The following is a 12,128-nucleotide window of genomic DNA, read 5'->3' on the forward strand; positions in this document are numbered from 1 at the left end:
AGGTTAATCCCCTTGGCCATTTTTGTATCTGATCCTGTAGTAATGAGTTCGAACTAAAGAAAGGCGTTCCGTGTTCGTTAACTTTAGTCGAGTTGTTAGGCTCTATCAACAGCGGCTTGTATCCGCTGGGTTCTCATAAATAAGCGCATCTAACCTGCCATATTTTGTGGACTTTACCCCGCTCATCCAAGTTTCGAACGTGCTAATCGATCTTGCCTTTGTACTTTATAAATTTCAGGGCTAATGAAAGAGGGCTGAGATCGGCACTCGAAGCGAAAAAAGTCAGAAAAAAATGAAATTATTTAAGAAAAAACGCATTTTTTGATTCAAGAAAAGTGTGATTTTTATGTGATTAAAGGGCACTTTTTTCACAAATTTGCCTTATCGAAGATTTTTTCGCCGAATTTGCAAGGGAAACGTTTGCGCAATAAACCGACAGCGTTTGCGTGAATGTGTTGTTAAGTTATTAATTACTATGAATTTAGTAGGAAATGACGGGCGGGAAGCTTTTACCAGATATGGAATCTTTGAGAGGATAGCACAAAAAAAAATGAAATATCAGACTTGCTGTTAGTAAATCACAGCCTATAATACTGAAAACCGGAGCGTCTGCCAACGCTCCGGTTTTTTTGTGTCCGAAACTCAGTAAAGCGTCTGCCAACGCTTACCGAAAACGCACGACACGTAATATGATTACAGGACAAATTATCATGCGTATCGAACAAGAACTTAAGTTAGGCTTCAAAGATGTATTATTCCGCCCAAAGCGTTCTACTCTTAAAAGTCGTTCTCAAGTTGAATTAACCCGCGAGTTTACATTCAAGCATAGCGGTCGTCAATGGTCTGGTGTACCAGTAATCGCAGCGAACATGGATTCGGTAGCAAGTTTCGAAATGGCAGCGGCTCTAGCTGAGCACGGTGTAATGACTGCAGTACACAAGCACTACACAGTAGAGCAGTGGGCTGAGTTCGCAAAAACAGCAGACAAGAAAACGCTGAACAACGTATTTGTTTCAACAGGTACTTCTGAAGCTGAGTTTGAGAAAACTAAGCAAATCATGGCGCTTAGCGACGAATTCGTATTTATCTGTATTGATATCGCTAACGGCTACTCAGAGCACCTAGTTGAGTATGTACAAAAAGTACGTGCTGAATTCCCGACTAAAGTTATCTCTGCTGGTAACGTTGTAACGGGTGACATGGTTGAAGAGCTAATCCTAGCTGGCGCAGACATCGTTAAGGTTGGTATCGGCCCTGGTTCTGTTTGTACTACACGTGTTAAAACAGGCGTAGGTTACCCTCAACTTTCTGCAATCATCGAGTGTGGCGACGCAGCACACGGCCTTGGCGGCATGATCATCGGTGACGGTGGCTGTTCATGTGCGGGTGACGTATCTAAAGCGTTCGGCGGCGGTGCTGACTTCGTAATGCTAGGCGGCATGCTAGCAGGTCACTCTGAGTCAGGCGGCGAAGTTGTAGAGCAAGACGGTAAGCAATTCATGAAGTTCTATGGAATGTCTTCACAGTCGGCTATGGACAAGCACTCTGGTGGTGTTGCTAAGTACCGTGCTGCGGAAGGTAAAACTGTTTTACTTCCGTTCCGTGGTTCAGTTCACAACACGATTTCTGACATCCTTGGTGGTGTACGTTCAACTTGTACATACGTAGGCGCAGCAAAGCTTAAAGAGCTAACTAAGCGTACGACTTTCATCCGTGTACAAGAGCAAGAGAACAACGTATTCGGTAAAGAGTAATCTGAACTGATTCGAATAGTTTGAAAATCAAGAGCCGCTTTTTAGCGGCTCTTTTTTGTTTGGGACTTATAAAAACACTATTTGTAATAAATCGAAGTCGAGTACGTCATACAAAACAGACCACTATGTAGTGGGGACGTACCGAGGCCGCAAGTTATATATTTTATTGTTCGGTGGAGAACCAAAGCACCATCAGCTCAAAGGCCTTGAACAAGATGGGAAAAACGATATGTTTGGGTTGTGTTGATGCGGGTTATGTTTTTAACCTTCCCCTGGGAAGAGAAAGGTTTCAGTGGCCATAAATATGCCGTTTCGTTCGTAGTAGACTAGAAAATATACAAAGCAACTTAAGTATGGTGAAAGGCAAGCTAAGGAAGATGATAAACAACGGAAGTATAGTTCTAACGTCGTTGTGCGATTTGTTCGAGCCAGAATTATCGCTCTTGAAGTGAAGGAATTGTATCAGTATCAATGCCAAGTATGCAGTGCAAAGCTCTACAAGTAAAGGAAGGGTATTATGCAAAGGGATCACATATTAAGCCTGTAATGCGTCCACAAAGCGGCCCAGATTCACTGAATAATTTACTGTGTTTACGTCCCAATCATCATGTTATTTTCGATAGAGACAGCTTTAGCATTGCCAACGATCTATCGCTTCTTGGTATTGAGCGTGGGAGCGTACTCGTTAAGCATGAACTATCTATTGAGTTGCTTGAGTATCCCCTTGGATTCATGGTTATTAGGGACTTAACGGAAAGATGGCAGTATCAAGTTTTCTAGTTTAGGTAACCAGTAAAAGAACAAACCAAGGTTTAAAATTATGGGGAAAGAGAGATCAAACACTCTTAAGTCGGAAAACAATATTTTAACGTAATGTATAAATGTGAAAAGTTTGAGACGAATCAAAGCAATTGGATTACGTATTACCTGAGTTTTATACGTATCATATCCATCCTCATCAACATAGTTAAATAACCCCCAGAAGCTAATGACTTTTTCACCAAAGGCATCTATTTTGGTAGAGTTAAATTCCGGGTTAATTGTACCTTCAATATATTGTAATTTATACGTGAGTGAATAAACGAACTCAAATCGACTTGCAAGACCACCATCACTGTCACGAATGTCTATTCTAATCTTAGGTTTGTTACCTTCGGTCGTAGGAGTTTCTATATCGCAGGAGTATATTTTTGCCCCAGGGAATATATATTCTTGAACGAAGTTGTTTCCAATGTTTCCTGGCTTTAAAGCTTCAGCTAAGGCTTCGAATTTTAATTTTCGATAAGATGGTAAGTGATGAAGTGAATATCGGAAAATGGCATAGCCAACTAAGAACCAGTACAAAAAAATAATATTGTCTAGTGAAGTGAACTCTACTGTGGGTAACCAAGGAATGGATATCGTATTACTAGTAAACTCGATACCAATAACGAGCTTAATAACGCCAATAATGAATAGTGTTAATAAACCTTTACTGGAAGTAGTAAAGTCGCTTTCAACAACTTTATCAATTGGACTCATTAGTTCTTCTCTCGTTGTGGATAAGCCTCTATTCGAGGCTTTAATCTATAGCTTTAACTGGCTAGTAGTGAAGATAGCCGCGGTATTACAAAACCCTTGAACTACGGATAAGAAATTATTCATCACTTGGATGTCGGTGCCATCCGTACACAAAATTAGGTACCTATAGTTTGGGCACTGCTCCCATTTATGGAAACGACCTAACCGTTCGGAAATCGCGATTGAACCGCACCACTTTTGCATTACTTCCGCTTTGAGTGGCTTGTATGCAATCTTTCTGAGTGGTTTAGTTCGCCCTTTAGTGGTTTCCGTCAGCCTTTGAATCCTATCTTTATCAGGGTTCTCTGATTTATATTGTTCGAGGTCTTCTTTTTTTAGTCGCTCTAATTCTTTCTCACAAACTAAAAACTGGTCCTTGAAGTCACTGGCTTCAATGATTGTAACTACTTTCTCACTAAAGTGAATGTAATCGGCTCTACTCATCATATTTGCCTTGAACCCAAGGCGAACTCCTAAGCCTTCATCGTTATCTAGTGCATAAGCCTCAGCTTCGGCTTGTTCGATAGCGGCCAAACCTCTTCTAGCATCCCCTTTTTTATGGGCAATAGGCTCTAAAAACTGGTCTAGTTCTATATCCAATTATGCGCCCTCCATATATAGCTTTAGGAATGGTGAACTTAGCTCTATAAGCGCTTCTTTGGTTTGTTCAATAGGACATTCACTATCAAACTCCAGAGAGGTTCCGTCAGTATCTAAGTAGTTAACTGATAAAAGCTCTTTGACTTTGTCTTCGCCTTCTTCTTTTTTGATGTTTGAAAACGCAACTTCAATGTATTTTAGTATTTCGGTGCTGTGAGTCGTAATTATTACGTTTACGCCAGCTTTAGATAGTGCAACCAATGATTGAATCATCAGAACCTGCCAATCTGGATGTAGGTTAGTTTCAGGCTCATCGATAAAGACATAGCTGCCTTCTCTTATTACGTTATTTTTTATCAGGCTGTTGAGCATACCTAAATTAGTCATACCAAATGAGACTAAGTTTTTTGAAATCGGGGTATCAAAAGCATCATCTTTATAACTGATGTGCCCATTTTCATTTATAAATTCACCTTTGAGTTCGTCTCTGAGCATGTTGAAAATATGCATTAAATTCGAGTTTGCTTTGCTCTTTAATTTTAGAGAACTATCTAAGTCGAAGAAATACTTTGGAACACCAGATAAATAATTCTCTCCGGACTTTAATTTTGCCTCAATTAATGCATCCTTGACTCTCCAGTATGCTGGCGATTCAAAAAACACAGAATTTGGCTTATTTCTAAAAAATTGTAACTTTGACTCGTTAATTTTCATGTAAGGGCTGAATGTATCATCCTCATCATTTACGACCTCGAGTTCAAAGTGATCTTCTAAAGATATAAGGAACCTTTCTTTCCCAAAAGTAGTAAGTTCTTTTAATTCAGATACTTGGAAATTTTCTTTTAGTTCATCCGGAAGCGCCATTCTTACGAAATATTCATGTGCAAATTTAGTGTCGTCCAAAATTACACATATCAAATGTATAGAATCAATCAAATTAGCTAATATTGTATTTTCTATAACTCTTTGATTTTTATCTAGAAGTATTGTTCTCTCTGTGATAATTGCATCTATTTTTTGGAATAGAGGAAAGATATCATCAAAAACTTTTGATAGTTTTTTTACGTTGGTTGTAGACTCAATAAGTGGATGTTCAAGAGATTCTTCCAAAGCGTTCAAAAGTGTTATGGTTTCTGATATCGCTAAATTTTGTGATTTTGTTAACTCTTGATCACTGAAATTTTCATTATTTACATCTTCGTTTATTCTTTGAACTATTTCTAGGACTTCTCGGATAAGAGAACTATCTTCAATCATGCGAAAGATAGAGTAAATTGTCTTGGTGAAAAAACTTTTACCGGTGCCATTAGGGCCTGTAATCACAGTAAGGGGATTAATATTAATCTCAGCGTCTTCAATCTTACCTAAGCCTTGAACATTAAATTTTAGTGCCATTATTCTTTTGCCTTTTCATGCATCACTTTTGAAGTAATGAAATTTCATTTACTAAATATTGAAGCTGTGCGAAGTGCACTGTTATCACTTCTTCTCCATCACCAAATCAACTCTACCCACAACTCTTACTTCATCTTCTTCGACTGTTAGCGTCGAACCGTTAAAGCTGATGGCGAGCTTCTTGCCTGGCAAACGCTGAATGTCGTTTAGCGAGAGTAGGCCGTCCATATCTATTAGGTCAGCGCCACTTGCTGCTTGATGAACTTCCTTATCGACAATGAATGTAGCTCCATCGTGCTCGATGCCCATCATATACAAACCACGCTTAGATTGACTAAAAGGCTCGTTTTAAAGCCTATGAAATATTTAATGATATGTAGAATATCATTATGATCTCATATCAAGTAGCTCTAAATCTGTATTTCATGACTTACAACAGTTACTTACGGTTTTAAGAATACTTATTATACATGCGGGGCGATTGAATCAGGATGGAAGTTTTGAACTAGGAGGGATGGGTCGGTTATTTTGGAGTAATCAAGGTGAAGTAAACGGCCCAGCAGATTGCTACTGGACCTCATTGTCAGACTCTACTACTTCTACTTCGCATAATTCGAAGGAAACAGTGCTCGTTTCGCTTCTTCATCACGTTCGGTTTTAAACTCAATGCCTTTGCCGATTTCGCGAGCACGCAGTGCAGCAGGGCGAGTGTTGATTGCGTTAAACCAGCGCTTCAAGTTCGGGTAGGGTTCTAAGCCTTCTTCACCAAGCACGACAGGTGCTTTATCAATCCAGCCCCATGCAGCGACATCGACAATCGTGTACTCATTTCCGACGATAAACTCACGACCTTCCATATGCTTCTCTAACACTTCGTAGTGACGTTGTGCTTCACGTAGGTATCGGTTCACAGCGTAGTCTAAGCCTGCTGGTGCAGCATGGCGGAAGTGTACCGATTGGCCTGAATATGGACCAAGGCCACTCGCGATAAACATCATCCAAGAGAGTAGTTCAGCTCTGTCTTCTGGCTGACCGCCAAGCTTGCCTGTTTTCTCTGAGAGATACAGAAGGATAGCGTTAGAGTCGAATACACGTTGTCCTTCATCTTCAATCGCAGGCGTTTTGCCATTTGGATTGATTAAACGATATTCCGGTGAATGCTGCTCACCCTTTAAGGTATCGACAGGAACAAGTTCAAAATCTAGGCCTGTCTCTTCCAAAAACAGAGCGATCTTCATTGGGTTTGGTGTTTGGTGAAAATAGAACTTAAGCATGGGGTAACTCCTTGTATTGGTCATTTATTAAAGCACCACTTGAACGATCGTTCAAGTGGTTGATTTTGAATTATTTGAAGATCTTCTGACTCGCATTCCAACTCTATGTGTTGAAGACCTCGTTATTTGAGCGAGGGGTAAAATCGCGCGATTCAGTGTGTTGGATTTTAAGTTGTTGAAAAAATGAGCTTAAAGTGGTTTTTTTGATTCGTTGCTTTATGCGGAGTTCGGATTTGTGATGGGTGGTTTTTGGCGGGATAGGGCGTATGAAATCCGCAGTCAGATATTCCAACAAAAACGTTGAGCACTGGTTCAAACCAGAATTATCTGGATACACAGGCTTATTGGTAAGTTCAAAATCGTGATCTGCTGCCACACCTTATGCAACAAATGAATATAAACGTTAGAGATTAAGGTGTGCTTCACGGTTTTTTAATCTTAGGGACTTACATTGGTGAGCAAATCTGATGTGAACACTTAACGACACAGGATCTTTCCATGAAAAAGAACATTATCGCCCTCGCTCTTGGTGGCATGCTCGCTTTTGGCGCAACTCCATTTTCTTTTGCTGCTAACGATGGCGCAGTACAGGCTTCTGCGGATTACGCGCAGTTGGTGACTAAGCGACAAGTTGTCGACCAATTACTTCTTGATGCGTTGCAGGCGTTTAAGTCTCCGGCAAGAATTTCTCACGCGGGCTTCACGGCTAAAATGCCAAGTAACATGGAAATTGTGACTAACCGATTGTTAGAAGCGTATCAGCTAGAACCTTACCGTACTGACTTGTTGATCTCGGCTGCGAACGCTCAGATCTACAACAAGAACGCAGAGCGCGCGATTGAATTGTTTGAACAAGCGCTGATGGTTGCCCCGGACGATGTTGACCTTCACGCTTACCTTGCGGTTTGGCAGCGATTTGAAGGCAATGAAAGTGAATCCAACAAGCACATGGAGAAACTGGAAAACCTGAACAAAGGCAAAGCAGAAGACATCAAACGTATTTTTGCTACAGTCGACCGAGTATTAGAAACACCGTTGAAAGAGTCTGCGGACAAAGGCTTGCTCGATGATCATGGCGCGATCGTTACATTGGGTTACGCGCTTAATCCAGACGGCTCTATGCATCAGATCTTGATTGAGCGTCTTGAGACAACATTGGCGATGGCTAAAGCGAACCCAGATGCGATGATCGTGTTAACAGGTGGCGTGCCTAAGAATCATAAGACAGAAGGCAAGTTAATGGCCGATTGGCTTATCAAGAAAGGGGTAAGCAAAGATCGCATCATCGAAGAGAACTACGCGACCAGCACGGTTGGAAATGCGTTGTTCAGTAGCTATGCACTTGCTCGTCATGATATTAAGCACGCGACTATTATCAGCTCGGCAAGCCATGTTCGTCGTGGTCAAACTCTGTTTGAAATCGCTAGCTGGCAAACGGGCCCTCAGGGCATTACTTTTGATACGGTTTCTTACCCAGACAAGCCACTCGCAGATCTTAAGAAGGCGAGTGATGGTGAGCTACTAGGTATCTACCGCGATGCGCTTAGAACGTATGGGATGTGGAGTTACCGTTCTTACCCGTTAGAGTCTCGCTAGGCTTAGGGTTACTTCACAGCAGGCAAAGTATAAGTTGCTAGTACAATCGAGCACAGCTAGATGATATGCTGTGCTCCTATTTAATTTAGTGTTTCAAAGGCAAAAAAATGAACCCGATTTTAGCAATGTTGAAAGAGAACAATATTAGCGACGAGCAGATCAGCGAGATTTTCAAGACGTTGACAGAGAACCCTCTTGCAGCAATGGCGACAATCAGCCAACTTGGTTTACCTCAAGACAAACTTCAAATGCTGATGGGTCAGGTAATGCAAAACCCTGCGCTAATCAAAGAAGCAGTTGAAGAGCTTGGCCTAGATTTTTCTAAGGTTGAAGCGGCTAAAGAGCAACTTCAAAAATAAGTGAATTTGAATGAGCTAATATCGAATTAGCTTAATCCACATTCAATAAAAAGGTCGTTTAAGTTCAGCAACAGGCTGTCTTAACGGCCTTTTTTGATCTTGGTGGCGATTTTTGACTTTGATTTGAGTGCTTTCAATCAGCCTCTCCGACCCTATACATACCGACCATTCCAACACAATTGACAGCAACCTTGCCAAATACGTGCGACTACTGACAATTTACTTACTAGACTTAATTAACCTATGTGCGACCTGATATGTGCACCTTGATGAACAGAGTTTTTGGATGAAGAAATCCCTAAATAATAGGGCTAACCGATTTTGGCCATAAGCGCGGTTTATCTATGTGTCACATTAAGGAAAAGAATAAGAGGGCAACAAACTAAGCCCTTTATTGAGCAGTGATTTATAGGAAATGAGTTATGAAGTATTTAAAGGAAACCGCTTTAGCGAGCCTTGTGCTGGCTGGGCTTGTTGGTTGTGGCGGTGATTCAGGTTCATCAAGCAGCACGACACCCATTACCTTGAGCGTGAGTGATGCGCCCATTGATGATGTTAAAGACGTCACCGTGACATTCAGTAAGGTCGCTTTACTTCCTCAAGGGGGAGGTTCACCACTGATTTATGATGTGTATAAAACGGACGAAAACGGCGATTACGTTGATGAAAATGGCGATCCATTGCCAGATGGTGAGGATCCGATTCCATTAAGTGTGAATTTGTTGGATTACCAAGGTAGCGAGGCGCTTCCTTTGATTGAAAATGAGGTCATTCCGGTAGGCAGTTATAAGTTGTGTGTGTTCGCAAATGACGGCGATCATCCAACAGATCCATCTTACGTGATAGAAAATGATGATATGACTCGTGAGTTAACAGTGAAAGGTGAAGGCGCGTGCCCGCAAGGCGTGGGTAAAGAAGATAACGCTGGCGTACTTTACTTTAATAACTCATTTAATGTGAACCAACAAAGTAACGATTTTGTTGTTGAGTTCGATCTTCGACGTGGCCTAAAGAACAGTTCAAGTCTCCCTGATTACACCATTCAAAGAACGTCTGTGAGCCTTATCAATACGGTTGAGACAGGAAACATTGAAGGGACTGTTGCGAGTACAACTTTTGAAGCTTGTAACCCTACAAATGACAATACATTCGTTCAGTCGGTGTACTTGTATGAAGGTAATGTTGAACAAGCTGACATGGCTCCGATTGGCGGCAATGATGAAGTGAAACCGATCACTTCAGCGTCAGTGGCAATGAATGAAGCACAGACTAACTATGAGTTCTCTCTGGGCTTCATTGACCCAGGTACTTACTCATTGGGTTATACCTGTACTGCGCAGCATGACAGTGATGAAGATAATGCAGATCCGGTTGCTGATGGCTTTGAAATCTATGATGTTCAAAATAGTGTTCAGGTAGTGGTTGGTCAGGATAACCAAGTATCGTTTTAAATCTTTGACGTGATTTAGCATTCGAATAAAAACGGCCTCTTATTTGGAGGCCGTTTTTGATCATGTCACCTAGCTAGCATGAATTTGATGCGCATTGAGTGTGACTCTAGGGAAGTGATAATGTAACTTTGTATCTCTTACTCTAACTTAGCGAAATGTACTCTGACGTTGATTATGAAATCTAGCTTAAGCATTCGATCTTACACCAAGCAATTTAATACCCATGCTCATGATGATCATCATCAACTGGTATTGCCGATCCAAGGCAGTATCAATATCGAGATGGTGGGGTATGTCGGCAAAGTGGCCGTGGGCGAATGTGTGGTGATTCCAGTAACCACCGCGCATGCGTTTAAGGCGGATGAAGCAGCGCGGTTTATTGTCGCGGATATGGCGGAGTTGCCGCAGCACTTGTTAGAGCATGAGCTCTCGGTTTTCACGATAACGCCACCTTTGATGAGCTTCTTGCTGTTTGTTGAGAAGCAGCTGGAATATCAGGTCGATAGCGGTATTGAGTCATCAATCGTGGATGTGTTTTCACTGCTGTTAGAGCAACAACAAGTGAGCAAGAGCATAGACCCAAGAATCCGTGCGGTACAGAGGTTGATTGCGGATAACTACACCCAGCCATTATCCATTCCACAACTTGCAGAAACGGCCTGTTTGAGTCCCACTCAATTCAAAAAACGCTTCAAAGAGTGCTTGGGCATCAGTGCGCTTAAATACATCACTCGCTATCGTATGGAGAAAGCCCAAGCCTTGTTAACTCATACCGATTTACCGGTTCAATTGATTGCTGAAAATGTGGGCTATAGTGATGTTTCTGCTTTCAGTCGTCGCTTCTCTCAGCACTTTGGCATGTCTCCAAGGGCGTTTCTAGGCTCAATGAAAGACAGTCTTTAGAAACAACAATAGCGTCCTTTCGGCAAACTAACTTTTATCAATCTTCACTATTATCTATTTCAGAACTGAAAATTGGGTAATAGAAATGAATCTTGCCATCAATCGCGTTAACGAATTCCAAACGGGCACTTTAGCCATCTTGTTTGCTTCTATTTTATGGGGCACGACAGGCACCGCCGCAAGTTTTGCGCCTGACCTAAGCCCATTAGCAATTGGTGCTTTTTCTATGGGCGTCGGTGGCCTAATGCAAGCGGGCTTGGCGTATCGAAAAATCCTATTCGCTTTCGACAAACTTTTGCAGAACAAGAGGCTGTTGGCAGTGAGCGCTTTGGCTTTGGCGGTCTATCCTTTAGCTTTCTATTCTTCAATGAAATTATCAGGCGTGGCGATTGGTACCGTGGTTTCGATTGCAACCGCGCCTTTCTTTTCGGCATTGTTAGAGTGTCTGATTAGCAAAAAGAATAATATCAACAAACGTTGGCTCACTAGCTTTGCGATTGGTGTGGTGGGTATTGGGTTGTTGGTGTTTTCAGAATCTTCATCTACGAATGAGTCAGGTGATGATCTCAAGCTGTTGGGTATTGCTTTAGGTTTGCTCGCTGGGTTGTGTTACGCCATTTATTCTTGGGCGACAAAAGCACTGATAGACAAGGACATTGAGTCTCAAGCGGCGATGGGCAGTATTTTTGGCCTCGGCGCGATGCTGTTGCTGCCAACACTCTGGTTTACGGGGGAGAACCTGTTTTCCTCGCAGATTAACGTATTAGTCATCAGTTATCTGACGTTAATCCCACAATGCTTGGGCTATATCGCCTTCAGTTTTGGTTTACGCCATGTGACCGCGAGTAGTGCCAATCTACTGACTTTGTTTGAACCAGTAGTTGCAGCGGTGCTTGCCGTCTGCGTTGTCGGTGAGCTGATTCCTTTTATAGGTTGGCTAGGTATGTTTCTGATTGTGCTGTGCTTGTTGATACAGTCGAAGCCATCTAAAGGAACGTTATAAGTATTTGTTTTGTCACGCCTAATTGAGATTTATTCATGCGTAATTCTTATAATTGAATAAAATCAGTATCTCAGTTGTGAGAGTGCTGTTACTATCGCTATCAATAGTCGGGGGGCATATACCTTATTTGGTGTTTGCTGAGATCGTTAATCGAGACCCGTTGAACCTGATTCAGTTAACACTGGCGTAGGGAACTATAAGCACTCGATCTACGTCTGCACTCATGAAGACAA

11 protein-coding genes, 1 pseudogene and 1 riboswitch are annotated in these 12,128 nt (G+C 41.8%); of the genes and pseudogenes, 7 read left to right on the forward strand and 5 right to left on the reverse strand.

The genetic code is table 11. The features are described from left to right. Positions 1–710: 710 nt before the first annotated feature. Positions 711–1,754, forward strand: coding sequence for a GMP reductase (locus AB4274_RS21220; RefSeq protein WP_372113144.1), 1,044 nt, complete (start codon positions 711–713; stop codon positions 1,752–1,754). Between the two features lie 480 nt (positions 1,755–2,234). Further along, positions 2,235–2,534 (forward strand): HNH endonuclease, encoded by a 300-nt coding sequence (locus AB4274_RS21225; protein ID WP_372113175.1) that lies wholly within the window; start codon positions 2,235–2,237, stop codon positions 2,532–2,534. On the opposite strand, the gene AB4274_RS21230 is transcribed toward AB4274_RS21225, so the two are convergent. The 5 genes and pseudogenes from AB4274_RS21230 to AB4274_RS21250 form a co-directional block, all read right to left on the reverse strand. Beyond that, entirely contained in the window at positions 2,502–3,275 is a 774-nt protein-coding gene (locus AB4274_RS21230) for a hypothetical protein (RefSeq protein WP_372113146.1), read from the reverse strand. The two genes, AB4274_RS21225 and AB4274_RS21230, sit on opposite strands and share 33 nt — an antisense overlap. Positions 3,276–3,320: 45 nt before the next feature. Beyond that, positions 3,321–3,914 carry a hypothetical protein gene (locus AB4274_RS21235; protein ID WP_372113147.1) on the reverse strand — a complete coding sequence of 198 codons (594 nt, stop codon included), beginning with the start codon at positions 3,912–3,914 and terminating at the stop codon, positions 3,321–3,323. Then, positions 3,915–5,309 carry an AAA family ATPase gene (locus AB4274_RS21240; RefSeq protein ID WP_372113149.1) on the reverse strand — a complete coding sequence of 465 codons (1,395 nt, stop codon included), beginning with the start codon at positions 5,307–5,309 and terminating at the stop codon, positions 3,915–3,917. Between the two features lie 84 nt (positions 5,310–5,393). After that, positions 5,394–5,597, reverse strand: a pseudogene (locus tag AB4274_RS21245) (transcriptional regulator); the annotation flags it as partial. Positions 5,598–5,908: 311 nt separating this feature from the next. Continuing rightward, positions 5,909–6,583, reverse strand: coding sequence for a glutathione S-transferase family protein (locus AB4274_RS21250; RefSeq protein WP_102333929.1), 675 nt, complete (start codon positions 6,581–6,583; stop codon positions 5,909–5,911). A 498-nt stretch (positions 6,584–7,081) separates the two neighbouring features. On the opposite strand from AB4274_RS21250, the gene AB4274_RS21255 reads away from it, so the two are divergent. From AB4274_RS21255 to AB4274_RS21275, 5 genes are all read left to right on the forward strand, one after another. Beyond that, positions 7,082–8,179: an ElyC/SanA/YdcF family protein gene (locus AB4274_RS21255; protein WP_372113151.1), complete on the forward strand. Its 1,098-nt coding sequence runs from the start codon at positions 7,082–7,084 to the stop codon at positions 8,177–8,179. A gap of 107 nt (positions 8,180–8,286) precedes the next feature. After that, positions 8,287–8,538 (forward strand): DUF2999 family protein, encoded by a 252-nt coding sequence (locus AB4274_RS21260; RefSeq protein ID WP_009844829.1) that lies wholly within the window; start codon positions 8,287–8,289, stop codon positions 8,536–8,538. 422 nt (positions 8,539–8,960) lie between these two features. Continuing rightward, positions 8,961–9,989: a DUF4382 domain-containing protein gene (locus tag AB4274_RS21265; RefSeq protein WP_372113153.1), complete on the forward strand. Its 1,029-nt coding sequence runs from the start codon at positions 8,961–8,963 to the stop codon at positions 9,987–9,989. Positions 9,990–10,163: 174 nt separating this feature from the next. Beyond that, complete coding sequence (locus tag AB4274_RS21270; protein WP_102456564.1) at positions 10,164–10,892, forward strand: AraC family transcriptional regulator; 729 nt, start codon at positions 10,164–10,166, stop codon at positions 10,890–10,892. A gap of 85 nt (positions 10,893–10,977) precedes the next feature. Then, positions 10,978–11,895, forward strand: a complete 918-nt coding sequence (locus AB4274_RS21275) for a DMT family transporter (RefSeq protein WP_102320342.1) — start codon at positions 10,978–10,980, stop codon at positions 11,893–11,895. Between the two features lie 98 nt (positions 11,896–11,993). Then, a riboswitch (TPP riboswitch) is annotated at positions 11,994–12,105 on the forward strand. Positions 12,106–12,128 lie beyond the last annotated feature (23 nt).

This window comes from Vibrio sp. 10N.261.55.A10, from assembly GCF_041470825.1.
Lineage (GTDB): Bacteria > Pseudomonadota > Gammaproteobacteria > Enterobacterales > Vibrionaceae > Vibrio > Vibrio crassostreae_C.